A 23,727-nucleotide genomic window follows, 5' to 3' on the forward strand; every position below is an offset into this window, starting at 1 on the left:
TTATACTTAGACGTGGCTCAGAACCAATTGTTGCAGTTGATTGCAGGAATTGCCCGCTTTTCTCCATTCACCTGTTTGGCATATAATAAAGAATAAGAAGGTGAGAGGGGGCGACGAATATGGTTGATGAACCAACAGCTCGATTTTTGCAAGAAAAATTGACGGAGGCCAAAAACCATTTTGAGCGGGCGCTGGCATGTAAGCATACGGAGTTTGATGATTTGTACCCCTATATGATTGAGCACCCTCAATTTTTCTGGTACAAACGATATGTGGCTTGGTCCGAATTGCTTACGATTGTGAAGCTGTGCGAACAGCTGCAGGTTACTTGGAAGGAACAGTTCACCACTCAGCAAGTCGAATACATCCATAAGCGCGTCATGTCTGCCAAAGTGTTGGATTATTGGTTTGAGACGAATGATTCGAAGGAACACGTCGGATAAGCCGATATCGTCGAAACGTGCGTAAAGACCTGTCAGCGGTTGTGCTGCAGGTCTTTTTACAACATATGAAGTGATGGAGGTTACAGGGGATGATGGAAGAACAGGTGTTGGACCGTTACCGCCAGGAAGGCACACTGGTGCGTATCGTTCGAGATATGCTAAAAATGAATGATATCATCGGCTGGGTCGTCGCTTGGGATGAAGAACAGGTCATGATTCGCAAACGAAACCGGCGTGTCGTCAAGCTGAGCCGCACATACTCGATTCAGCCATCCAGTGAGCCACGCTTGGAGCTTGAGCTGCTGGATTCGGAACAAGAAAGCCAGTAGGGATGAAGTACGCTTGGACAGGTTATCCTAGGATACGTAAAGATCGGTCGCTGCGCCTGAGAATGACTCATCATCTCGGGAGACAGCGGGGGAGGTAACGAACATGTCCGAGATGGATAACAAGGTACAAGCTTACAAGAATGAAATATCAGAATTGGAATCTACCCTGCCTGACGTCGTACAAGCCTATCATGTCTTTACTGGCGCTTGCTTCTCAGACGGGGCATTGGATGCGAAGACGAAGCAACTTATCGCCCTCGGCATCGGATTGTTCGCCAATAACGAGGTGTGCACGTTATATCACGTGAACGAGGCTAGGCACAAAGGGGCGGCCGATGTAGAAATTATGGAGGCCGTAGCCGTCGCAGCCGCCCTCGGAGGCGGACACGCGCTGTCTCAAGGCGTTACGCGGGTGCAGCAGGCGCTTAACGGCACCTATTTAACCTAAGCGAACGAAAAGAGAACAAAAAAATCAAGCGAAAAATCCCCCTGATTATGGTTGGTCCAGGGGGATTTAAAAATATTTTGTGAGAAATGCTTGACGTAGCTTTGTGTACATGGTATTATATTTTTTGTCGCTAAGAAAAAATGATTACAAAATGAAAGTTACTAAATATGCGGTCATGGCGGAATTGGCAGACGCGCTAGATTCAGGTTCTAGTGGGGTAACACCCGTGGAGGTTCGAGTCCTCTTGACCGCACCATAACTCATACATCCCGAAATCCTTGATGCAGAAGGGTTTTTTTTGTATATGGAATAGAACTTGGACTATAATTTATCTGCTCTAACTTCTTATCAGGTTAAGGTGGGGACGGGGGGGGGCCGCATTTACGATTGTAGCCACAGCATTTATAAATGACGCTGGCATGGCTGCAGCGGCATTTCCTGCTTCACCTGCCTATTACAACCTTTTTATTACTAGCGTGCCCCAATTGAGCAGCACTTCAACAGCAACCATAACAACGCTGTCAATCCCGGGGGCGATGCACTTGACCCTGCTGTCCCAGTTATGGTGGAATTTGTTGTAACCTAATAATATTGCCAACATCCATTGGAATAGGATGTGGCACTTACATTGGCTGCGCTAGAGATAGGCTGACTACTTTAGGGCAGCCTTTTTTTATTCATAAATGTCTATTGCAAAGCCCTGAATTGCTCCGAGGACTTTTTGCTGCGCTCAAGGTCATTTCATCAGGTGTTGCCAATTAGGCGGGAGCGCATGCGTCTCCAAATGCTCGAACTTAACCAGCTTTCCTGTGCCATGTATCGTCGGAGCCACTTCAAAAGTCAACCGATCCTTGCCTACCGTAATATGGGGTCCGATAGTAGGAGTAACTTCAAGTTCGATCATGAAATGAAATTGTCGAAATCCTCCCAATCTTTTTGCTTGCACCACATCAATCTGATAAGGGTACACGGTCGGAGCGGCGGATAACGTTTTTGCATAATAGCCGGCCACTGCCGCATCGATCTTCGGACCGAGAAAGAGCATCAGCATATCTTGGTATAGCAGTATTTTCGAGTCTTCTTGGGGCAAGCCTTGTGTCCCGGCGGCATTAGATTGTGCAGGGAAACTTATGATCATGATAATGAGTAAAGAGACAGCTATGTGGCTTTTTTTCATGTCCATTACCTTCTCAAATAGATGCTTACTTCCTATACTTCCTCTTCGCTCAACATTTCATGTACAGAGGTGTGTCGAGATCAGGCGAAAGATTATATGAACAGAGGTTACAGAGACATCTTTAAATATGAAGCTGTACAAGCAATGAAATTGCCGTGAAAGAGAAAAGGATTTCAATTGATATGATTTACGATATTTCGTACTACCGAAAAAGCCCCGACAATGATGCCATTGGCAGACGCGCACGGTTCAGGTCCATGTGGGCTAACCCCCCATGGAGGTTCGAGTCCTCTCGACCGCACCAACCTAACAATGAACGAGCTCTTGAACTTGTCTTTCCGACAATTCAGGGGCTTTTTGTATACTTGGGATTTGCAATGTACTGCTCATCACTTGCACCGAAGAAATCTTCGAGCTGTAGTCGAGATGAGCATAAATGTTCGCCGTAGTGGAATAATGCTATGCCCCAGCCACTCCTGAATTTCCTTCAAGCTGATACCGTTAGCAAGAAGCAAGCTGGCACAACTATGACGAAGATCATGAAATCGAATCCGTCGCAAGTTATGCTTCTTAAGGATGAGCGGAAAATGTTGAGTAATATACCTCGGCTTGATTCGCTCTCCCAGCTTATTGACGTAAATGTAGTCCTGATATTGGTTGCTGTAAGAGTCCTTATACAAGGCCTGGTTCGTTTGTTGCTCTTCCATAAGTCGCAGCAGCAGATCCAAGAAGACGGGAACGAGCGGCAAGGTGCGATAGCTCGATTTGTTTTTTGCCCGATCCTTTTTCCACAATTATTTGTTTGCCCTCGTACGAAACAGGGATGACCGTATGCTTAATGGTAATCGTTTGATGCTGAAAGTTAATGGCGTTCCCGGTCGCCATCCATTTACTTTTTCGCTTACCCGCCTTATCTTTGTAATTCAAAACGATATAAAAGTTTCCTTTTTTTTGTTGTAGGTGGGCTGCTACCCTTTAGAAATTGTCCCTCCTTGGTTAGCAGCCCTATCTTCTACCATTGACTCTTTAAATATATCATAGTGCAATAATCAGTTCAATGCACTAAAGCGTCAAAGTAAGAAGGCGGATTGGGGTGTCATGACACTAGAGATATAGGTGAGGACATCCACTTTGGGGATTTTATACGTTCTTCCGATCCTAAAATGATTGATTTTATTCCTCCCTTCCTTGAAACAGTGAGTATGTAAGTAGTAAAAGAGGAATGACAGTACATTGAAATTTAGGCTGCATTTAGAGCAACATTAAAACTGTTTCAAGTTGCGGATGGTTAGTCCGCATCATAGTTCCAGCTTGTTTCCGGAACTCCCCCTCATCCGGGCGGGCTGCCCCCAATACCGTGTTGGGGAGTAACACCTAAAAAAGCAACCAATATCGGTTATTTTGTGATATAGGAACAAGGACGTCTTCTCATATTGATAGACATTCTTTACACAACTGAAAATAATTGAACAGAACGAAATTTGCCAACATCAAATAAATTGAATCCGAAAAACAGACTACCTCATAGCTTTAACAAAAAAGGACGCTGGATATAGTTACAGAAGACTGAGTAACGGAGTTAGCGCAAGCTAACTAAATTTTATGAGGCGGCTTGTCGAAAGTATTCGGTTAACAATTCTTCCAGTTTGGCGATGTAATCATTTCCGCCTTCCACGGCTTCCTTGCTAAGGTGAGATGCGGAAAAAATGAACTTAGAAAAAAACGGGTGTTACCCTCCTGTTCATAGCGTTCTAGATATTGAATGATCTTTTCCCTTGCTGCCGATTTTCTTACACCTATGTGAATGGCATAGACTACACAGTCAAGTGACGGTACCCGACACGCAAGTGCTCACGTCATTGACTGTGAAAATGGAACAGACTAAATACGTATGCGCTGATTATAAGGTCTGACTTAGGGGAGCATTGCTTAATGTCAGATATGGATTGCCACAATTCTGTATTTATGGACTTTTATATTCATTCCAATGACTGATAAACTTACATAATAATACTTCAATACAATAGGAGTGATAACAATGAATGGAGTGCGTTACAAGATAAGAGAAGTGTTGGACAAGAGCAAGATTGAGACATTTCTGCAGCAAGCTCGAATTGGACATCTTGGAATGGTCGATGGTCATCTGCCGTATGTTGTTCCGCTCAATTTTGTTTGGACAAATGGGAAGCTTTATTTCCATGGAGCCACCGGTGGGAGAAGAAATCAGGTTATGGGTGCTAATCCGGAGGTCTGTTTTACGGTTTGTGAAGAATATGGAACTATTACTGATCCGGTGCCAGCCAAGACGGACACAGCGTATATGAGTGTAATGATTTTTGGCAAGGCACAGCCCATCGTCGATCTGGATGAAGCTACACACATGTTGCAAGAAATGATTTATAAGTATGTGCCTGGTTACTATAATCGGCCGTTACCCCAGCAGCATGTAGACAAATACCGGTCAGCAGTATTCGGGGGTCCGGTTCAGGTGTACCGAATAGATCCACATCATATCACCGCGAAAGAAAATCCGATTGAAGAAGAAAAAATGTTCAAACCTGGAAAAACCATGTAAGATGTTTTTATTTATACATAAGAACCTGTAGAGTCTCTCCGAAATCATCGAATTACGCCGCAATGACAGCATCGACATGAAAAAAGTTTGCCATATGCAGGGGACGCAACGTGGAAGAATTGAAGCATCTGATGTATCATCAAGCCCGGGTTGCTTTTTCCGAAGGTTCCGTTTTCGGGGAAGAGGCACAGGGATTTTTGCGAATCAATCTGGCGTGTCCCCGGGCTACCTTGCAACGTGCGCTGGAACAATTTTGTCGCGCGGCCAAGACAGAAAGCTAATTTGTGTGAAATACAACTTTTCCATAGCTGAAAGGAGACGAAAAGAGTTGAATATCACTTACAGGAACAATAAAGATGTGAACGTTGAAGATGTGATTCGGGTGTTTAAAAATAGCGGGATTGTACGACCAATTGATCAATCTGAACGAATCCAAGCGATGATGAACAACGCGGATATCCTGCTGACCGCCTGGCTTGGGGATAAAATGATCGGTGTGGCCCGAGCACTAACAGATTGGAGTTATTGTTGTTATCTGTCTGATCTGGCTGTTGACAAAGAAGTTCAGAAATCCGGAGTAGGACAGGAACTCATTGCCAAGGTACGAGAAGAAATTGGGGAAGAAGTCGCACTGATTTTATTAGCCGCACCAAGTGCAATGGCGTACTACCCTAAAGTCGGCTTTGAGAAAATAGAGAATGGTTTTATGATTAAGCGCAAGAAATAAGGGCAGATGGAACACTTCGTGCGCATTCATAAGATAGGCACCTGACTTCAATTCTGAAAACACTAAAAATTAGGTTGAGGACAAATCAATGGATATTTCAAGCATGCAATAATATGCCAAGCAGTTCAGTGAAGAAAAGGGATTCGGCGTCAATACGATCCAGACCCGAACCCTGTATTTAATGACGGAAGTTGGAGAGTTGGCAAAAGAAATTTTAAGCATTTCATTCCATCCAACGGAGGAAAAAGTGCGGCTGGCAAAATAGGCTTGGAGATGTATGATGTCATCTTCAATATTTTAGCTTTCGCCAACCAACTCGAAATCGAATTGGAAGAAGCATGTCAGAAAAAGATGGAGCTCAACAAGCACAGAACTTGGGCTGAAAGATAAACCAAGTCGAGCAACAACAAAGAGCCACGAGTCCTGATAGCAGAGACGGTGGCTCTATTATTGACTTTTGAGCAAGGAAACGAAATTTATTACGGCATGGCCTTGATGAATGAATCCCCATCCATTCTATAAGACCGTTTCAGCAAGTCGGTACATACCCTCCTCAATTAGTCCCTCGTCCACCTTAGCAAAGCCTAATACCCACCCTTTGCGTTTACTCACCAAACAATAGGAATGGAGTTGATGCACACGAACTCCGCCTTGAAGCGCCCGAACGGTCATCGTATCCTCGTCAAACGATTCATCCGCTTCCAGTAGCACGTGCAAGCCGGTTTCAATCCCTCGCAACGTAAACTTGTTGCCGAGACCACTTGCCACAATCGCCTTTTGCATGATTTCGTGGCGCCGTCGGTAGATATTTCTGGCTCGTCGCATATGGCGCATAAAATACCCGTGCTCGATGAAGTGTGCCAATGTCACTTGCTCCATGACGGGAAGATGACGATAGGTGAACGCTTGAACGCGAGCCAGTTGAGCAATCGCTTCGGCAGGTCCAATAACAGCGGATATGCGAATGCCTGGCGCAGTCAATTTAGAGAAACTCATTAAATAGAGACAATTTTGTGGAAGTTGGCTAAATAAAGTAGGCATCGGATCTCCGCGGTATCGAAATTCGCTGTCGTAATCATCTTCGATAATCCATGACGTTGCTGAGCGGCTTGATGCAAAAGCTGTTGCCTGCGTGGTTCCGATAACATCACACCTACGGCGCATTGGTGAGCGGGGGTAACGAAAATGAGTTTCGCTTCAGACGGTACTTTCTCTACGACAAGGCCGTACTCATCAACAGGAACTGGAGCAATCTTCATTTGTCGGTACTTCATTGTCATCCAAGCGACGGGATAGCCGGGATCTTCGACCGTCACGATGTCTCCTTTGGTCAAAAGCGTTTGTGCGATGAGATCAATACTATGCTGGGCTCCGGATGTCAACAAGATTTGATTCATTTGAACATGAATTCCCCGCTCTAGCGATAAATAACGTTGGATCTGCCTCCGCAAAGGCTCGAAACCATAAGCATCGCCGTATGACCAAGAGGATACCTTTAATTCCGAAGAGGCATTCAAATATGATTTGCGCCACGTTTTTAGAAACTGCGTATCCATATAAGGTTGATAGGGACTAAAGTCGATGACCGATTCCCGGTTATCCTTACTTCTAAACCACTGTTGCGACTGTTCAACCAGTAGAGGCAGTTCAGGAAGCTGTGGCGGAACAAGAGGGGGAGTATTTTCTTTCCGTTTATCAGTGAACTGAATCCAATCATTGACACGCGTTCCGCCGCGGCGTGATGTCACCGTATAACCACGGGTTAGCAGTTCTTCATACACAATTTGCACGGTGGAACGGGACACTCCTAGCTGCTGAGCGAGCTCCCGAGAAGGCGTCAGGAGTTCACCCGGCTTCCAAACGCCATTTGTAATATGATCGATGGCCTGATCGAGCAATTGCTGCCAAATGGGCCTTTTGTCGGCGCGATTTATTTTCATCAATTAGATTCCCCCCCCTTTATATGTGGAATGAAATTAGTACTTTTTTTGGATTGTTCAAATACATCGTTTTTGGATATATATAACCAATCCATCTATTGATATACTAGCATAGCGCTCTTCAACCATGCAATGTTATACAGGCTGAATCAATCACTAAATGCAAGTCCACAATTCAACTGCCGTACAGTCTTCACATAGAGAAGGAGGAAGGTCGATGTTTAAAGTTTTGGTATCGGATCCCATAAGTGATTTTGGATTGCAGCAACTGACGCGTGCTGAAGATGTGGAGGTCGCCCAAATAATGGGGTTGAGCGAGGAGGAACTCACTTCCATCATCCGTCCCTATGATGCGCTGCTCGTCAGTTCTCAAACGAAAGTCACTCGGCGTGTCATAGAGGCCGGTGTTCAATCAGCGTACAGGGAAGTAATTATGGACTTAAAATGTGGAGCAGAAAGAGGGTAGGAGACATGGGTCATCTAGTTGAAGAGAATCTTAAAACCGTGAGGCAGCAGATGGAATTGGCTTGCCAAGCCTCGGGGCGCAAGATAGAGGGCGTGCAATTGTTGTTGGCGACCAAAACCGTACCGCTTGAAAAATTGCAAATGGCTATACAAGCGGGTGAGACTCTATTTGGGGAAAACAAAGCGCAAGAACTTCGGGACAAATTTCCACTTATGCAGCAGAATAATCAGGTGGAATGGCATTTTATCGGACATCTGCAAACGAATAAAGTGAAGGACGTTGTCAAATATGTTACGCTCATTCATTCTGTGGACCGTTTGAAATTGGGGCAGGCCCTGCACCGTCAGCTCGTCAAAGAGAACAAGACCATGGATATTCTGGTACAAATCAACACGTCCTACGAAGAAAGTAAATTTGGTGCTTCTCCGGAAACGGCAGTGGAGTTGGTGGAACAATTGTCCCAGTTCGAAACGTTAAACGTGAAAGGCTTAATGACGATTGGAAAACTGAATGCTACAAACGACGAGACCCGGCATTGCTTCCGATTATTAAAATCTATTCAAACACAAATTAGGGAGAAAAAGTTTCCGCGTGTTGAAATGGATATCCTCTCGATGGGCATGTCCGGTGATTTCAAGGTGGCCATCGAAGAAGGAGCTACCATCATCCGCGTAGGGACAAGCGTATTTGGCCAACGTTACTTGCCGGATAGCTATTACTGGAACGAAAACGCGCGCCAGGACGATTAGGAGAGAGGCAGGAGAACGCTTATGAACACAACAACCCCTTCGCTGCGCGGCCGCGATTTGATATCGCCGACCATTGCCGCTTTAATATCTGTCATTGTCAACTACGGGGGCACCTTTATTCTCGTGTTTCAGGCAGCAAAAGTCGCGGGTTTAAGTCCCGAAATGACCGCTTCTTGGATTTGGTCGATCTCCATTGGAGTGGGTGTAACCGGGATATGGCTAAGTTATCGATACCGGGAACCGATTATTACGGCTTGGTCAACACCAGGCGTGGCTTTTCTCGTTTCGGCATTAGCGGTAACCCCTTATCCGGAAGCAATTGGTGCTTACATGATATCTGCAGTAGGATTTATTGTTTTAGGACTATCGGGTATGTTTGAACGTTTCGTCCGGCTTATTCCTCCAGGCATCGCTTCCGGGTTGTTAGCAGGCATTTTACTGCAGTTTGGCATTTCAGCCTTTGGAGGAGCGAAAGTTGACCCCTTGCTTGTCGTTGTACTGTTTGCCGCTTATATCGTGCTAAGACGGTTTACATCCCGCTATGCGATTGTTGGCATACTGGCAATCGGATTGATTTATTTGATTTGTATGGGGAAAGCGGATTTCAGTACGATCCAATTGGCGATCGCATCACCGGTATTTGTCGTTCCGGAGTTTTCGTTACATGCCTTATTGGGCGTTGCATTGCCGCTGTTTATTATTACCTTGACGGGACAATACATGCCTGGAATGCTCGTATTGCGGAATGACGGGTTCAAGACGAGCGCGAATCCGATTTTGACCATAACGGGTTTGGGTTCGCTCCTTGCAGCACCATTCGGCTCGCACGCTTTTAATGTAGCAGCCATTACAGCAGCGATTTGCACAGGGAAAGACGCGCATGAGGATTCGACAAAACGTTATATTGCAGGCATTGCCTGTGGCATTTTCTACATTGTTGTCGGCATTTTTGGCGTGACGTTGGCTACTCTGTTTTTGATTCTTCCTGCTACCTTTATCGCAACGTTAGCGGGATTGGCATTGCTTGGCACAATTGGCGGCAGTCTAGCTAACGCTTTAACGGATCCGAAGGGTCGTGAAACCGCATTGATTACGTTTTTAGCAACCGCCGCGAATGTGACCTTGCTTGGCGTCGGCGGCGCATTTTGGGGACTTGTCGCGGGTTTGGCAGCACATCTATTGATTCATGGGAAATTTCATAAAAAACAATACAGGCCGAGTGGAGTACAACAAGCCGAACAAAAACAATAGGAGGCGTGAAAATGAATACAGGTACAGAACGGACTACTTGTCTTGCCGGGAGGAACCCATGTCATCCGATTTATGCCAAGCTTGTACATAACCAACAATGAAATAGATCAAGCGGTCGACATACTAGGTCATGTGCTGAGGGAACTGGATGGCAGCACGAATTGACTGTAAGAAAGAGCAAATTCTGGCGAGGATGCTTGTATTATAAAAGCATCCCCGCTAGACGATAAATGCCTTCTTCAATGGCTGCTTCATCTACTTTAGCAAAACCCAGTACCCATCCTTTTCGATCGCTTTCCAAACAATACGTGCTAAGCGGATAAACACGGATTCCTTTTTCGAGTGCTAGGTTCGTCACGGCTTCTTCGTCAAATGATTTATCCGCCTCAAGAAGCATATGCAGCCCCGTTTCTACGCCGCTTAGTGTGAAGTGTTCACTCAGACCTGTCGTGATGATGGCCTTCGTCATGGCTTCGTGTCTGCGCCGATATACATTTCGAACTCGTCTCATATGGCGCATGAAATGACCATGTTCGATAAAATGAGTAAGCGTTAATTGCTCCATAATAGGAAGATGACGATAGGTTAATTCATGGACTTGGGCAAGCTGACGAATGGCCTCTTTGGGACCAATGATTGCCGATATCCGAATACCAGGAGCGACCATTTTGGAAAAACTCATCATATACAACGTGTTCTGAGGTCGCTGACTGAACAAGGTTGGAAGTGGGTCACCGCGATATCGAAATTCGCTGTCATAATCATCCTCAACAATCCAAAACCGCTGCCCAGCAGCCATGTGTAACAATTGTTGCTTGCGAGGCTCCGACATAATAACTCCAACCGCACACTGGTGCGATGGCGTAACAAACACAAGTTTGGATTGAGGGTGAATGCGGTCGACGCATAGCCCGTACTCGTCAACCGGAACGGAGACAACTTGCATACGCCGATACTTCATTGCCATCCAGGCAGCAGGGAAGCCGGGATCTTCAACCGAAACCGTTTCTCCTTCATGTAAAAGAGCTTGTGCGATCAAATCGATGCTATGTTGTGCGCCTGAGGTTAATATGATTTGATCGACATTCACATGAACGCCCCGTTCAAGTGACAAATAACGTTGAATCTGTTCCCGTAGCGGCAGGAATCCATAGGCATCGCCGTAAGCCCAACTGTCCAGGTCTGTTTCTGTGGAGGCCTGTAAAAATGATTGTCTCCAATTCTTTTGAAAATGTTCGTCTAAATAAGGCTCATGAGGACTGAAATCGATCTCTACTTTTCGATGTTCTTTGTCTCCGAACCAACTGTGTAAATGGCCGACTGCAGTGTTTAATAAAGGCAATTCGGGGGGGACGGGTCCTGGTGTGGCAGCATCCTCTGAAGGACGAGCCTCATATGTCCATTCGCTAACTCTAGTACCGCCGCGACGAGAGGTTACGGTATACCCGCGGCTGAATAATTCCTCGTAAACTATCTGTATGGTAGAACGGGAAACGCCAATCAATAGAGCGAGTTCGCGGGATGGAAGCAGCAATTCGCCTGGCGGCCATTTTCCGGTTGTAATATTATGTATCGCTTGGTCCAGAAGTTGCTGCCAGATAGGACGTTCATCATCTCGGTTTACTTTTAGCATTCATTCACCTTCAGTGTTTCTATTGGAATTATGGATTGAGTAAAATGATGATGTATGGATATTTAATAACAATCCATTGATTGATATACTATCATGACAATAATTGCTTTTGCAACACGACAGAATTAGACAAACGAATTTACGAAATATGCAGACAGAAAGGAAGATGTTCATGGAACATTTGGAACAACAAGACAAAGCAGTGGCCAACGCTATTCGGCAAGAGCTTGTACGGCAGCGGGATAAAATAGAACTGATTGCATCGGAGAACTTTGTAAGCAGGGCTGTCATGGAAGCCACTGGTACGGTACTGACTAACAAATACGCTGAAGGGTATCCGGGAAGAAGATATTATGGTGGATGTGAGTATGTCGATATGGTCGAGGAACTTGCCATTCACCGTGTCAAAGAGCTTTTTGGTGCTGAACATGCCAATGTGCAGCCTCACTCCGGCGCACAGGCGAATATGGCGGTTTATTTTGCTTCAGTCAAACCTGGTGACACGATTTTGGGCATGAATCTATCCCATGGTGGCCATCTTACACACGGGAGTCCGGTGAATTTTTCCGGAAGATTTTACAATTTTGTTCCTTATGGTGTCGATGAACAAACGGGGCGCATTGACTTTGACCAAGTGAGAAAACTCGCACATAAGCATCTTCCGCGCATGATCGTTGCTGGAGCCAGCGCCTATCCACGAACGATTGAATTTGAGTTGTTCGCCCAAATTGCGGCCGAAGTTGGGGCCCTTTTCTTTGTGGATATGGCACATATTGCGGGAATTGTCGCGGCAGGTTTGCACCCTAACCCGGTGCCGCACGCACACTTTGTTACGACGACAACGCATAAAACGTTGCGAGGACCAAGAGGCGGTATCATCATGTGCCGTAAACCATGGGCGCAAGCCATTGATAAAGCGATATTTCCCGGGTCACAAGGCGGCCCGCTTATGCATGTCATCGCGGCAAAAGCGGTTGCGCTAGGCGAGGCATTGCAACCGGATTTCAAAACGTATATGGAAAAAACTCTTGAAAATGCTAACGTATTGGCGGAGGCATTAATGAATGAAGGGTTAACTATTGTATCGGGAGGAACGGATAATCATATTGTTTTGGTTGATTTGCGCACGATTGGACTCACGGGCAAAGAAGCTGAAACAATACTCGATGAAGTGGGGATTACGGCTAATAAAAACGCAATTCCTCATGATACGGCAAGCCCGTTAGTAACGAGTGGCATTCGCTTCGGGACCCCTGCTATGACATCAAGAGGATTAGGACCCAAGGAAATAAAAGAAATTGCCCAGCTTATTGGACTTGCCCTTAAAAATCCCAAGAGTTCGACGGTTAAAGATCAAATATTAGGAAGTGTGAGTGAAATTACGTCTCAGTTTCCTTTATATGAAGGACTTCAATAGTTTGATAGCATGTAAATTCGGTTCATTACAGGAGTGATGAACGATGACCATTGATGGGACGATGACGGTCATGTCCTCCTTTTGTTTTTTAAGAACAGTTATCAAAGAATAAGGCTTTTTCCAGAATAGAAGCTCTTTGGGCCATATATGAGAACTGTACAGTTTTTTATTAATCAGCCGAGAACACTCGTGATTTTAATCATGAGTGTTCTCGACTTCGGATAAAACGTGTCTATTGACACTTAAATTATCCGACATATGCTATCCTATATTTGAGGTGCTAGGTCCGACAATACATCCAAAATCAGAAAGAGAGGTGAAACAGTGACCGTAAAAAAGGCATATAAATTTCGCATTTACCCAACAAAAGAACAGGCTACTCTCATCCATAAAACAATCGGTTGTTCTCGCTTTGTATTCAATCGCTTTTTAGCACAATGGAATGAAACATACAAGGAAACAGGCAAGGGATTAACATACAGTTCTTGTTCAGCGGAATTAACACAATTGAAAAAGGAATTAGAGTGGCTGAAAGAAGTGGACAGCATTTCCCTACAATCTACACTTAAGAATCTTGCGGATGCGTTCACTCGTTTTTTCAAGAAGCAAAACGATGCGCCACGTTTCAAATCAAAAAACAACAAAGTACAGTCTTATACGACAAAGCAAACCAACGGAAATATTGCGGTTTTAGGTAATAAAATAAAATTGCCGAAACTTGGTCTCGTTCGCTTTGCGAACAGTCGCGAAGTAAATGGTCGTATTATTCATGCTACCGTTAGACGTAATCCAAGCGGTAAATATTTTGTGTCCATTCTTGCTGAAACAGAAGTGCGCCCCTTAGAAAAAACAGGTTCTTCGGTTGGCGTTGATGTTGGATTAAAAGACCTTGCCATTTTGAGTACAGGAGAAATATTCGCTAACCCAAAATGGTTTCGTAAACTTGAAGAAAAATTAGCGAACGCACAGCGCATTCTGTCCAGACGTACGAAAGGCGGTTCGAACTGGAATAAGCAACGCATTAAAGTTGCGCGTATCCACGAAAGAATCACCAATGCCAGAACAGACTACTTGCAAAAAATCTCTACTGACATCATCAAAAACCACGATGTAATTGGTATTGAAGATTTGCAAGTATCCAATATGTTGAAAAATCACAAGTTAGCCAAAGCACTTAGTAAAGTGTCTTGGTCACAATTCAGAACCATGCTTGAGTACAAAGCGAAATGGTACGACAAGCAAGTCGTTGTAGTATCTAAAACCTTCGCAAGTTCTCAGCTATGTTCGTGCTGTGACTACCAAAATAAAGACGTTAAGAAACTAAACATTCGTGAATGGGATTGCCCTTCTTGTGGGACGCATCACGATAGGGATCTTAACGCAGGACAAAATCTAAAAAAAGAAGCGATAAGACTTCTAACCGTAGGAACTACGGGGATAGCCTAATCAATTAGAGACCGATAGGTCTTTCGTACTTAGGAATCTCGTGGCTTTTGCCATGAGAGGTTCAACGCAGAGGGAGGCAGATGATTATAGCCGGCGGTTACGATAAACACGTATTTTACGGTAATAGTATTGAGATACATAGGCAGGATGAAGAGTGTACGATATTTATGATGAAGGATGATAGCGGTACAGGCGTCATGACGAGCTACGATGTGTTTCCCGGCATTAAGCTCATGTATAATGATTTTCAAATGAAAAGCTGTTTTTCCGAGTTCCGGCCGTATGCACAGATGCTTACGATTGATCATTGTCGTGAAGGTCGGATTGAATGTGAAGTTCAAAATGGTTCTTATATGTACCTGGATGAAGGAGATTTGCAAATCAGCACGAAAAATCATCCTGATCAGACGTTTGGATTTCCGCTGAATGAATATAGAGGCATTACTATCGGTATTTATCTGGATGAAGCCATGACAGCATCTGCTTCTATATTTGAACCATTTTCAGTCGATCTGCGTTTGCTGTGTGCAAAGTTTTGCAATGAAGACCGCTCATTTCTAATGCGAACTACAGAACCGATCCGACAAATTTTCACAGAGTTGTATGCTGTTCCAGAACTGATCCGAATTCCGTATTTTAGAATCAAAATTATAGAGCTGCTGCTCATTTTAGGTGCCGTAGACATTTCCGAAGATGGGGAAAGCCGCCCCTATTTTCCTAAAAAGCAAGTGGAGACGGTGAAAGTGATTATGGATTATATTCGTAACCATTTGGATCGGCATATGACATTGCAAGACTTATCAAGTCGATTTAATATTTCGCAAACGGCGATGAAGCTATGCTTCAAGGCTATTTACGGGCAATCCATCTATGCCTATTTACGAAAGTACAGAATGGAAAGGGCTGCCTATTTACTGAGGCACAGCGATGATACAATAACGATCATCGCAGGAAAGGTCGGTTATAGCAATCCGAGCAAGTTTGCAGCGGCATTTAAAGCGATTAAAGGGATGACGCCAGCCATGTATCAGAAAGACGTTGTCCGAATGGAGCATACTCAGACGGATTGGAGCGGTTAAACCGCTCTTTTTTTATTTATGATATTAACTATGAAAATGATATTGATTATCAATGAGAAAAGGATGGTGGACGGCTTGGAGAAAGATCTGGCTTATAGCAAGCCTGTACAGCGCAGGAGGGCTGTTTGGAATACAAAGGATATTTTGATCACAGGAATGATTGGCGTTGTGTTTGCTTTTGTTTTGCTTGCCGTGACGTTTGCTTATTTCCCCCTAGCTGCCATATTAGGTCCGGCGTATTCGAGAATAACGGACGGGATTTTTATGATTCCCGGTCTCATGGCTCTTTATCTCATTAGAAAACCTGGTGCTGCTCTAGTTTCTATGACGATTGGCGGCCTGGTCATGCTGCCATTTTCACCCTATGGTTTAATCGGAATTGTATGGGCAGCCGTGGCCGGGCTTGAGTGCGAAGTTCCTTTTTTAGCGGTACTGTATAGAAAATATTCAACTCTGTTTTTGATGATAAGCGGCTCGGTCGCCACCATTTTAAGCACTCTTCTTGAATACCCCTTATACGGCCATGCGGCATTATCGATTGGAGTTCAAATCACCATGCTCGTGGTGAGTGCCGTAGGCGGAGCGGTCGGTGGAATATTGTCCAAATTGTTGGCAGAGTCGATGTTGAAATTAGGTTTGTTAGCAGATTATCGCAGATCATCATTAGATCATACTTACAGGAAGTGAAACTCATGATTGAAATGCACGATGTTCACTTTACTTATGCGGGAACAATCAAGCCTGTACTGGACGGCATAGATGTAATGATCGGCAATAATGAAACGGTTTTGCTGCTTGGTGCTTCCGGAGCGGGGAAAAGCTCGCTTGTGCTCTGCTTGAATGGCTTGATTCCTAATAGTATTTATGGGGAGTTCAGCGGAGTCGTCCGAGTGGGAGGGAAAGATACATCTATAACGCCGATTGCGGAACTGGCAAGACAAGTCGGCATTGTTTTTCAAGATCCGGAAGCACAACTGGTCACCATGAAAGTGGAAGATGAGGTCGCTTTTGGTATGGAAAATTTATGCCTAGGTCCCAGCGAAATGGAGCGGAGAATTGAGGTGGCGTTACAGCAAACCGGTTTGTCGGAATTCAGGCAATGGCAGATCGACAAGCTCTCCGGCGGACAAAAACAACGGCTCGCGCTGGCCTCTGTATTATGTATGCAGCCGCGAATTCTCGTCCTGGATGAACCGACTGCAAATCTGGATCCGGAGGGCACGAGGGAATTGTTTGCCGTTCTGCGAAATCTTCGAAAGAGCGGCAATTATACGATTATCATGATCGAACATAAGCTTGACGATTTAATGGATATGGCGGATCGTGTCCTGGTTCTCGGAAAAAATGGAAGGATCATAGCGGATGGTCATCCTCGTGAAGTTTTTTACCACAAATATAATGAATTAATACAAGAGGGCGTTTGGCTGCCCTACAGCGTTACATTTACTTGTGAGCTAATAAAACGGGGGATTGCTGTTTCTGGAACTCCGCTTACCGTGAATGAAACGGTAGAAATGCTGGAAAGGATCCGCTTGACAGGAGAGAACGACGAATTTGCTCTGCAAGCTGCAGCAGGAATTGCTTCGAGAATGAATGCTGAAGCTGCTAACGATACCGCGCATACCTTTGTGGATAAGATACAAGCTAGCCTGGCAGAAGATGAGCCTGCCATAGAAATCAGACCGATCGAATTTACTCAAAAGAAAGCATGCATCTTGCAGCCCATGCATTTGTGTGTGCCCAAGGGTGACTTTCTGGCCATTGTTGGAAAGAACGGAGCGGGCAAGTCGACTCTGGCGCGCTACATGATCAAGCTGCAACAGGTGGGTAAAGGGGTCATCTATTTACACGGACGCGACCTTGTGGAATGGCCTGTACATGACATAGCGAAAGAGGTTGGATATGTCTTTCAAAATCCCGAACATCAATTTGTCACGAATCGCGTGTTCGACGAACTGGCCTTTGGACTGAAAGGGATGCAGCAGTCTCCAGATGAAATTTACTCACGAGTTGAGCAGATGCTGGATCGATTTGGGCTTAAGAAATATATCGAAGCCAATCCATTTCAACTAAGTCATGGCGAGAAACGGCGTTTAAGCACAGCTTCCATGCTTATTACCGGACAAAGGCTGCTTATTCTGGATGAACCGACATTCGGACAAGATGGGCGCAATGCACATCAGCTTATGCAACTGATGAAGGAATTACAGGAGACGGGACATACCATCATCATCATTTCGCATGATATGGGCTTGATTGCTGAATATGCCGATCACGCAGCAGTTTTGAAGACAGGCAGGCTAATCTTCCACGGAACGGTACAAGCTTTGTTTGACCGGGAGGAGTTGCTTGTCGAAGCAGGTCTTAACTTGCCGCCATCTGTGGAAATCGAACGGCAATTTCGGGCGGCATCTGTATGAGTTATCTGCATCGTCTGAATCCCCTTAGCAAATTACTGGCAATAGGCCCGCCAGCCATGTTCCTGGCTTTGACGACCAATGTCTGGACACCGCTGCTGTTTATCATTCTAACGATAGGCATCACGCTTATGCTGGGGAGAATTCCATTGATGCGTTATGCCAAAGTATGTGCGCCCATGCTGCTCATTGTTCTTGGATTCATTCTTCTGTATCCGCTCTTGGTCAGCGATCGGATCAACGAAGGCTCGGAACTATTATTTTCTTTCGGATTCGTTGATGTATATGAATCGGGGGTATTATTTGGGTTAGCTACAGGATTGCGATTGCTTGCCATGCTCGTTCTATCGCTGTTATTCACCTTGACGACAGACACAGCGGATTTTATTCGCGCGCTCATTCAACAATGGAGAGTCAACTATCGCTTTGGATTCGGTACACTGGCTGTTCTTCGTTTCATTCCTATTCTGATGCAGCAGTTTCAGCTTGTCAAAATGGCTCACCAGGTTCGCGGCTATACAGGGAAGGGGTCTCGCAGAATCATGGAACGAACTCAAAGATATGCGCTGCCTCTCCTATCCTCATCCTTACGTCACGCAGAACGTATGGCCTATTCGATGGATTCGCGTGCCTTCGGAGCTTACCGAACTCGTACGTATTTTCGCCGATCATCAATGGCAAGGCAGGATTATATCTTTATAGGAGCTTTTTGGATCGGATCAACCTTGGCAGTCCTCATCCTGTTTCACTTTGACATGCTTGGCAAGCTTTCTTTATTCAAAACATATCATTAGCGGGTGTGAATAATCTTAATGAAAAATTCAAATTGGGTTTCCATTGTCTGGTCGTTTGCCGATGCCTGTAAAAGTCGGCTGGCGCTATCTGTAGCGTGTGCAATCATTAGTGTTGCTGGAGGAATTATCCCTTATTTCGGCGTCTATCAGATCATTCATTTGTTCATGACTCATGAAGTTCAGTTTCGCGACATTGTTTTTTGGGCTGGTGTTTGTCTTGGCGGCTATGGGGTGAAAATCATTTTTCATGCTGTTTCAACGACGTTGGCTCATCATGCAGCTTATCAAATCCTGGAATCCATGCGTGTTCGGATTGCTGAACGGTTAATGAAAGCTCCGTTAGGAACTGTACAGAACCAATCGGTAGGCAAGCTGAAGAATGTCATGATCGATCGGGTAGAAACGATCGAGCTGCCGCTTGCGCATATCATCCCTGAAGGCATTTCAAACCTTTTATTGCCGGTCTGCGTGTTTGCGTATTTGCTGTTTATCGATTGGCGGATGGCATTTGCATCCCTGCTAACCGTACCTATTGCGGCAATCGCCTTTGCTTATTTAATGAAATCCTTTAATAAGCAATATGCGTCTTACATGGAATCAAGCAATCACGTCAATAGTGTCATTGTGGAGTATGTAGAAGGAATTGAAGTCATCAAAACATTCAATCAATCATCGTCCTCTTATGAAAAGTTTGAGCAAGCCATTCAATCCTTTAAAGACTATACGCTGAGCTGGTTTCGCAATACCTGGAAGCTGATGAATTTCTCCAATGCCGTCTTGCCTTCAACCTTACTCGGTACTGTACCTGTCGGGATGTACTTGTATCAGACGGGGACATTGGGTCCTTCCGAGCTGGCGATTTGCTTCATTTTATCCTTGGGAATTGTTGGGCCGCTCACGAGCTTCACCTTATTTGTGAATAACGCGAAGACGATCGAATATGCCGTTATGGAAGTCAATGAATTTTTACAGTTAGAAGAGCTGGAGAATGCATCAGAACAAGTCCAATTCGATCAATACGGAGTAATCTTTACCGATGTTTCCTTCTCGTATTCAGCGCATTCGCAAGACACAGTGTCCGCACAAAACAAGGTGCTCAATTCGATCAATCTAACGTTTCCGGAAGGAAGCTTTACGGCACTGGTAGGCCCTTCGGGAAGCGGGAAATCGACCATTGCCAAATTGATTGCGAGGTTTTGGGATGTAACGGATGGGGAGATTTCGATTGGAAATGTTCCGCTCAAACAAATTCCCCTGGATCAATTAGCGAATACCGTCAGCTTCGTATCGCAAGACAATTTCCTGTTCGATTGCTCCTTGATCGACAACATTCGGCTCGGCGATCCGAATGCGACAGACGAAGAGGTGATTGCAGCGGCTAAGGCCGCTTGCTGCCATGATTTTATCGAGCAATTAGAGCATGGCTATCATTCTCTTGCCGGAGAGGTAGGGGGCAGGCTGTCCGGAGGAGAAAAGCAGCGAGTGGCAATTGCCAGAGCAATGCTAAAAAATGCTCCCATTATCATTTTGGATGAAGCGACCGCTTTTACCGATCCCGAGAATGAAGAGAAACTGCAGAAGTCGATTGCCGCTTTAACAAAAGGAAAGTCTTTGTTCGTCATTGCCCATAGATTGTCAACGATTCAGCATGCGGATCAAATTATCGTGCTCAATCATGGACAGATTGAATCAACAGGAAGTCATAACCAGCTTCTTCAGACATGCGAATTGTATCGGCATATGTGGGAGGCCCATATCGGCGCAAAAGCATGGGCAGCGAGCAGCAGTGCCAAGGAGGTGCATGCCAATGGTTAGATCGATCCAGCGTTTGCTGAATTGGACGGGTACTCGGCGAAAGCGTATCTATATCGGGTTTGTCTATTCTTTTTTCCATACTCTCTTCACCGCCTTGCCTGTCATCATTGCCGCTTATAGTTTAAAGCTGATTCTGGAAGATATGAATGGCAAGGAGTCGCTCGCGACAAGCTCTATCGTGTATATCGCCATTTCTATGGTGATAGCTGTGGCCGGCCGTTTTATGTTTGGCTATCTTCGTGCATCCACGCAAGAAAGTGTGGGGTATGAAGTGACGGCTGAACAACGAATTCACATTGGCGGACTCTTAAAGCGGGTATCATTGGGTTTTTTTCATCGTAAAAAAGCGGGAGATATTACTTCGGCTGTAACGACAGATTTATCCTTTATCGAAATGCACGGCATGAAGATGATCGATGTCATCGTAAACGGCTACATCAGTGTATTTACCCTAGTTCTGTGCTTGGCTTTTTATCATTATGCAGTTGCGCTTGCGGCTATTGCAGGCATTGCGTGTTCTGCACTATTCTTAAAATTGCTGCGCAGCAAAAGTGAAGAGAATGCGCCGATTCATCAGCAAGCCAAGGATCGCATGATTTCAGCGACGATTGAGTATATTCGGGGAATGCCTGAAGTGAAAGCCTATCATCAGCAGGGCTTTACGAAAGAAAGTATTCATAAGGCGTATGAAATGGGCAAAGAGATCAATATCAAAATCGAAAAAAATTATATGCCGTACAATAGCCTGCATCTGCTCTCCCTTCATGCTGCTTCAACTGGCATCGTTGCCGTCTCAGCATGGCTGGCGATGAATGAAATCATTCCGTTATCGACGATGATCATGATGGTTATTTTTTCATTCGTGATCTTTAGTCAGGTTGAAGCGATGAATAACGCCTCCCATGTATTGAAGGTGATTGACGCAACGCTGGACAAGCTGGAAGAGATGAATGAGACGGAGGTTCTGGATAAGCATAGTAAAGAAATCCATTTGGAGAAATTTGATATTCAATTCACGAATGTATCGTTTGGCTATGAGCGACGGCAGGTGATTCGGGACGTTTCCTTTACGGTTCCGGAACATACAACTACGGCAATCGTCGGACCTTCCGGAAGCGGGAAAACAACGCTATGCAAGCTGATCGCGAGATTTTATGATGTGGATCAGGGGCAGATCGAAATTGGCGGAGTAAATATCCGCGAGGTTACGAGTGAAAGCTTGTTGAAAAATATGAGTATCGTATTCCAAAAGGTGTATTTGTTTCATGATACCATACTAAACAATATACGCTTCGGAAAGCCGGATGCCACCTTGGAGGAAGTCGTGGAGGTATCTCAAAAGGCACGCTGCCATGAGTTTATTATGGCATTGCCGGATGGCTATGACACGATGGTTGGAGAAGGCGGATCAACGTTGTCGGGCGGTGAAAAACAACGGCTTTCCATTGCAAGGGCGATGCTGAAAGATGCGCCTATTATTATTCTGGACGAAGCAACGGCAAGTATTGATCCGGAAAACGAGCATGAAATTCAAGCAGCGATCAGTGCGCTAGTTGCAGGCAAGACGATCCTTATTATTGCGCACCGTTTAGCGACCATCCAAAATGCGGATCAAATTATTGTGCTTGATAATGGCGGAATCGCTCAAAGGGGAACGCATGAAGACTTAATAAAAGAAGACGGAATTTATAAGAACTTTTTGCAAATAAGAAAAAGAGCAGAAGGTTGGAGTTTATGATTAATAGGTTTGATAATGATCGTGGAGGTTCGAGCCCTCTCACCAGTGACTTTAGCGTAGAATGAAACGATTCAATGGGGGCATTATCAGCGGGCGTTCCCTTGCGGGACATGCTCATGATAATGCCTTTTCCTTTTACGGCTTCCTGATAAGCCTGAGACGTATATCTTGGTTAATTTAAATAAGTGATGGTAGGTATGGCTTCGACTCCGCTTGCATAGTAGAAGTTAAGAACGCTAAAAAAGTCAATTGCCTTGTTTTCGTTTAAATCATACACGAGAATGTGGTCGCCCCAATTCTCCAAATCGTCCTCGTCAATCCGTCTCGGAGTTGTTTTTCCCAGCGTATCTACAAATGAGTTATCGTATTCATGGTTAGGTCCGGATTGATAAGCGGACACGAAATACGTAAATAGCGTCCCTTTATCCACATAGATAAGAATCGCCTTATTGGAAGACGCGGATGATGAAGAATAATTGACCGGAGCGGAAATGGACTTTATTTTGACGCTAGATATGTCATGCGAGCGATGGGTATATCCACTTCCCCAAGAGTTAGTAAACTCGCGCTTCCAATCAAGATGTGGATTTTCTCCCTTTCCCGTACCAACGTAAACCCCATTGGAATAAACGGCGCCATCCGGATACTCTGCCACTACATTCAATAAGGAAGCGGAAGCGTGCAATATGCTTGAATAATTTGCCTTATTCAGGGCATTCATCCGAATTGTATAAGAATCGCCAACTGTTCCATCGGAATAGACGCGAATGGCGTAATCTCCTGCAGGCAGCTCTTTCAAGGAGACTTGATGGCCTGCAGAGACTGACACGTTAGTCGCTGCAGCTTCTCCAGTGTTCCAATCAACCAGATACAGCCGCGCCACATAAGCGGAGTTGCTGGACACCAGGTTCATGATCATGCTTCTGTCACTAGGAACTTTAAAAAACCACAAATCATCAGGGTCCTCGGCAGTTAGGGTGTCATTAAAATTCATGAGCGCGTCGGCAACATTATAGGAAGACTTTGTTGAAAAGGAAGGCTCAAGGGTGATGTTGTCGTCTTTCTGTTCAATGAGTGCATCAACAGCAGTCATATCAAGCAAATCCGGGAATGCTGGAACAGAAAACCGATTTACGGTTTCCGGAGTGAGCGGCTGAATGGCCTCTGCACTTTCTGGTGCCGATTCTGCTGAAACGGGTACAGTAAAAACGCTGAAAAATAAAGCCAATATCATGATAACGCTTAATGCTTTGGAACTTTGTCTTTTTCTCATTTAAACCTTC

At 45.0% G+C, this 23,727-nt stretch carries 21 protein-coding genes, 1 tRNA gene and 4 pseudogenes; 20 read left to right on the forward strand and 6 right to left on the reverse strand.

What is annotated here, in order from left to right; all coding sequences use genetic code 11:
• Positions 1-119: 119 nt before the first annotated feature.
• The 5 genes from A372_RS0128420 to A372_RS36750 all read left to right on the forward strand — a co-directional run bounded on the left by A372_RS0128420 (position 120) and on the right by A372_RS36750 (position 1,801).
• A complete protein-coding gene (locus A372_RS0128420) occupies positions 120-443 on the forward strand; it encodes a hypothetical protein (protein ID WP_019424332.1) in 324 nt (107 codons plus the stop codon).
• A gap of 89 nt (positions 444-532) precedes the next feature.
• A complete protein-coding gene (locus tag A372_RS0128425) occupies positions 533-772 on the forward strand; it encodes a hypothetical protein (protein WP_019424333.1) in 240 nt (79 codons plus the stop codon).
• 103 nt (positions 773-875) lie between these two features.
• Positions 876-1,220 carry a carboxymuconolactone decarboxylase family protein gene (locus tag A372_RS0128430; RefSeq protein WP_019424334.1) on the forward strand — a complete coding sequence of 115 codons (345 nt, stop codon included), beginning with the start codon at positions 876-878 and terminating at the stop codon, positions 1,218-1,220.
• A 169-nt stretch (positions 1,221-1,389) separates the two neighbouring features.
• Positions 1,390-1,476, forward strand: a tRNA-Leu gene (locus tag A372_RS0128435).
• 163 nt (positions 1,477-1,639) lie between these two features.
• Positions 1,640-1,801, forward strand: coding sequence for a hypothetical protein (locus tag A372_RS36750; RefSeq protein ID WP_443146851.1), 162 nt, complete (start codon positions 1,640-1,642; stop codon positions 1,799-1,801).
• 155 nt (positions 1,802-1,956) lie between these two features.
• On the opposite strand, the gene A372_RS0128440 is transcribed toward A372_RS36750, so the two are convergent.
• A complete protein-coding gene (locus tag A372_RS0128440; protein WP_019424335.1) occupies positions 1,957-2,397 on the reverse strand; it encodes a DUF3888 domain-containing protein in 441 nt (146 codons plus the stop codon).
• A gap of 389 nt (positions 2,398-2,786) precedes the next feature.
• Positions 2,787-3,191 (reverse strand): tyrosine-type recombinase/integrase, encoded by a 405-nt coding sequence (locus tag A372_RS36755; RefSeq protein WP_202803277.1) that lies wholly within the window; start codon positions 3,189-3,191, stop codon positions 2,787-2,789.
• 1,244 nt (positions 3,192-4,435) lie between these two features.
• Between A372_RS36755 and A372_RS0128450 the strand changes: the two genes are divergently transcribed.
• The 4 genes and pseudogenes from A372_RS0128450 to A372_RS39345 form a co-directional block, all read left to right on the forward strand.
• Positions 4,436-4,972, forward strand: a complete 537-nt coding sequence (locus tag A372_RS0128450) for a pyridoxamine 5'-phosphate oxidase family protein (RefSeq protein ID WP_019424337.1) — start codon at positions 4,436-4,438, stop codon at positions 4,970-4,972.
• A gap of 110 nt (positions 4,973-5,082) precedes the next feature.
• Entirely contained in the window at positions 5,083-5,253 is a 171-nt protein-coding gene (locus A372_RS37720) for a hypothetical protein (RefSeq protein ID WP_019424338.1), read from the forward strand.
• 47 nt (positions 5,254-5,300) lie between these two features.
• Positions 5,301-5,699, forward strand: coding sequence for a GNAT family N-acetyltransferase (locus tag A372_RS0128460; RefSeq protein WP_019424339.1), 399 nt, complete (start codon positions 5,301-5,303; stop codon positions 5,697-5,699).
• Positions 5,700-5,811: 112 nt separating this feature from the next.
• Positions 5,812-6,089 (forward strand): annotated as a pseudogene (locus A372_RS39345) (MazG nucleotide pyrophosphohydrolase domain-containing protein); the annotation flags it as partial.
• A 126-nt stretch (positions 6,090-6,215) separates the two neighbouring features.
• On the opposite strand, the pseudogene pdxR (A372_RS34895) reads toward A372_RS39345, so the two are convergent.
• Positions 6,216-7,642 (reverse strand): annotated as a pseudogene (pdxR, locus tag A372_RS34895) (MocR-like pyridoxine biosynthesis transcription factor PdxR).
• Positions 7,643-7,856: 214 nt separating this feature from the next.
• Here pdxR (A372_RS34895) and A372_RS0128475 point away from each other — a divergent pair.
• The 3 genes and pseudogenes from A372_RS0128475 to A372_RS0128485 all read left to right on the forward strand — a co-directional run.
• Positions 7,857-8,045 (forward strand): annotated as a pseudogene (locus A372_RS0128475) (phosphoglycerate dehydrogenase); the annotation flags it as partial.
• Positions 8,046-8,110: 65 nt separating this feature from the next.
• A complete protein-coding gene (locus tag A372_RS0128480; RefSeq protein ID WP_019424342.1) occupies positions 8,111-8,854 on the forward strand; it encodes a YggS family pyridoxal phosphate-dependent enzyme in 744 nt (247 codons plus the stop codon).
• A 21-nt stretch (positions 8,855-8,875) separates the two neighbouring features.
• A complete protein-coding gene (locus A372_RS0128485; RefSeq protein ID WP_019424343.1) occupies positions 8,876-10,105 on the forward strand; it encodes a benzoate/H(+) symporter BenE family transporter in 1,230 nt (409 codons plus the stop codon).
• Between the two features lie 202 nt (positions 10,106-10,307).
• On the opposite strand, the gene pdxR (A372_RS0128490) is transcribed toward A372_RS0128485, so the two are convergent.
• Positions 10,308-11,738 (reverse strand): MocR-like pyridoxine biosynthesis transcription factor PdxR, encoded by a 1,431-nt coding sequence (gene pdxR / locus A372_RS0128490; protein WP_019424344.1) that lies wholly within the window; start codon positions 11,736-11,738, stop codon positions 10,308-10,310.
• A 172-nt stretch (positions 11,739-11,910) separates the two neighbouring features.
• Between pdxR (A372_RS0128490) and glyA the strand changes: the two genes are divergently transcribed.
• The 8 genes from glyA to A372_RS0128530 all read left to right on the forward strand — a co-directional run bounded on the left by glyA (position 11,911) and on the right by A372_RS0128530 (position 22,444).
• Positions 11,911-13,155: a serine hydroxymethyltransferase gene (gene glyA, locus A372_RS0128495; RefSeq protein WP_019424345.1), complete on the forward strand. Its 1,245-nt coding sequence runs from the start codon at positions 11,911-11,913 to the stop codon at positions 13,153-13,155.
• A gap of 324 nt (positions 13,156-13,479) precedes the next feature.
• Positions 13,480-14,601 (forward strand): IS200/IS605 family element RNA-guided endonuclease TnpB, encoded by a 1,122-nt coding sequence (gene tnpB, locus A372_RS0128500; protein WP_019424346.1) that lies wholly within the window; start codon positions 13,480-13,482, stop codon positions 14,599-14,601.
• Positions 14,602-14,681: 80 nt separating this feature from the next.
• Positions 14,682-15,680: a helix-turn-helix domain-containing protein gene (locus tag A372_RS0128505; protein WP_019424347.1), complete on the forward strand. Its 999-nt coding sequence runs from the start codon at positions 14,682-14,684 to the stop codon at positions 15,678-15,680.
• Positions 15,681-15,746: 66 nt separating this feature from the next.
• Positions 15,747-16,367: an ECF transporter S component gene (locus A372_RS0128510; protein ID WP_237728645.1), complete on the forward strand. Its 621-nt coding sequence runs from the start codon at positions 15,747-15,749 to the stop codon at positions 16,365-16,367.
• A 5-nt stretch (positions 16,368-16,372) separates the two neighbouring features.
• Positions 16,373-18,100 carry an ABC transporter ATP-binding protein gene (locus A372_RS0128515; protein ID WP_019424349.1) on the forward strand — a complete coding sequence of 576 codons (1,728 nt, stop codon included), beginning with the start codon at positions 16,373-16,375 and terminating at the stop codon, positions 18,098-18,100.
• Positions 18,097-18,891: an energy-coupling factor transporter transmembrane component T family protein gene (locus tag A372_RS0128520; RefSeq protein WP_019424350.1), complete on the forward strand. Its 795-nt coding sequence runs from the start codon at positions 18,097-18,099 to the stop codon at positions 18,889-18,891. The genes A372_RS0128515 and A372_RS0128520 overlap by 4 nt, the downstream gene beginning before the upstream one ends.
• A gap of 18 nt (positions 18,892-18,909) precedes the next feature.
• Positions 18,910-20,706: an ABC transporter ATP-binding protein gene (locus A372_RS0128525; RefSeq protein ID WP_019424351.1), complete on the forward strand. Its 1,797-nt coding sequence runs from the start codon at positions 18,910-18,912 to the stop codon at positions 20,704-20,706.
• On the forward strand, positions 20,699-22,444 hold the full coding sequence (locus A372_RS0128530) for an ABC transporter ATP-binding protein (RefSeq protein WP_019424352.1): 1,746 nt from the start codon (positions 20,699-20,701) through the stop codon (positions 22,442-22,444). The genes A372_RS0128525 and A372_RS0128530 overlap by 8 nt, the downstream gene beginning before the upstream one ends.
• A gap of 46 nt (positions 22,445-22,490) precedes the next feature.
• On the opposite strand, the pseudogene A372_RS37730 reads toward A372_RS0128530, so the two are convergent.
• Positions 22,491-22,610: pseudogene (locus A372_RS37730) on the reverse strand (IS3 family transposase); the annotation flags it as partial.
• 6 nt (positions 22,611-22,616) lie between these two features.
• Positions 22,617-23,717 (reverse strand): hypothetical protein, encoded by a 1,101-nt coding sequence (locus A372_RS0128535; RefSeq protein ID WP_019424353.1) that lies wholly within the window; start codon positions 23,715-23,717, stop codon positions 22,617-22,619.
• Between the last annotated feature and the right edge of the window lie 10 nt (positions 23,718-23,727).

Origin of the sequence: Paenibacillus sp. OSY-SE (genome assembly GCF_000283315.1) — a bacterium.
Classification (GTDB): domain Bacteria; phylum Bacillota; class Bacilli; order Paenibacillales; family Paenibacillaceae; genus Paenibacillus_B; species Paenibacillus_B profundus.

Coding starts and splice junctions, on each gene's coding strand:
- A372_RS0128530 (WP_019424352.1), top strand. CDS start 20,699: ATGGTTAGATCGATCCAGCGTTTGCTGAATTGGACGGGTACTCGGCGA.
- A372_RS0128450 (WP_019424337.1), top strand. CDS start 4,436: ATGAATGGAGTGCGTTACAAGATAAGAGAAGTGTTGGACAAGAGCAAG.
- A372_RS0128420 (WP_019424332.1), top strand. CDS start 120: ATGGTTGATGAACCAACAGCTCGATTTTTGCAAGAAAAATTGACGGAG.
- A372_RS0128505 (WP_019424347.1), top strand. CDS start 14,682: ATGATTATAGCCGGCGGTTACGATAAACACGTATTTTACGGTAATAGT.
- A372_RS36750 (WP_443146851.1), top strand. CDS start 1,640: ATGGCTGCAGCGGCATTTCCTGCTTCACCTGCCTATTACAACCTTTTT.
- A372_RS0128485 (WP_019424343.1), top strand. CDS start 8,876: ATGAACACAACAACCCCTTCGCTGCGCGGCCGCGATTTGATATCGCCG.
- A372_RS0128515 (WP_019424349.1), top strand. CDS start 16,373: ATGATTGAAATGCACGATGTTCACTTTACTTATGCGGGAACAATCAAG.
- A372_RS0128480 (WP_019424342.1), top strand. CDS start 8,111: ATGGGTCATCTAGTTGAAGAGAATCTTAAAACCGTGAGGCAGCAGATG.
- A372_RS0128520 (WP_019424350.1), top strand. CDS start 18,097: ATGAGTTATCTGCATCGTCTGAATCCCCTTAGCAAATTACTGGCAATA.
- A372_RS0128440 (WP_019424335.1), bottom strand. CDS start 2,397: ATGAAAAAAAGCCACATAGCTGTCTCTTTACTCATTATCATGATCATA.
- A372_RS0128535 (WP_019424353.1), bottom strand. CDS start 23,717: ATGAGAAAAAGACAAAGTTCCAAAGCATTAAGCGTTATCATGATATTG.
- A372_RS0128430 (WP_019424334.1), top strand. CDS start 876: ATGTCCGAGATGGATAACAAGGTACAAGCTTACAAGAATGAAATATCA.
- glyA (WP_019424345.1), top strand. CDS start 11,911: ATGGAACATTTGGAACAACAAGACAAAGCAGTGGCCAACGCTATTCGG.
- A372_RS0128525 (WP_019424351.1), top strand. CDS start 18,910: ATGAAAAATTCAAATTGGGTTTCCATTGTCTGGTCGTTTGCCGATGCC.
- A372_RS0128425 (WP_019424333.1), top strand. CDS start 533: ATGATGGAAGAACAGGTGTTGGACCGTTACCGCCAGGAAGGCACACTG.
- pdxR (WP_019424344.1), bottom strand. CDS start 11,738: ATGCTAAAAGTAAACCGAGATGATGAACGTCCTATCTGGCAGCAACTT.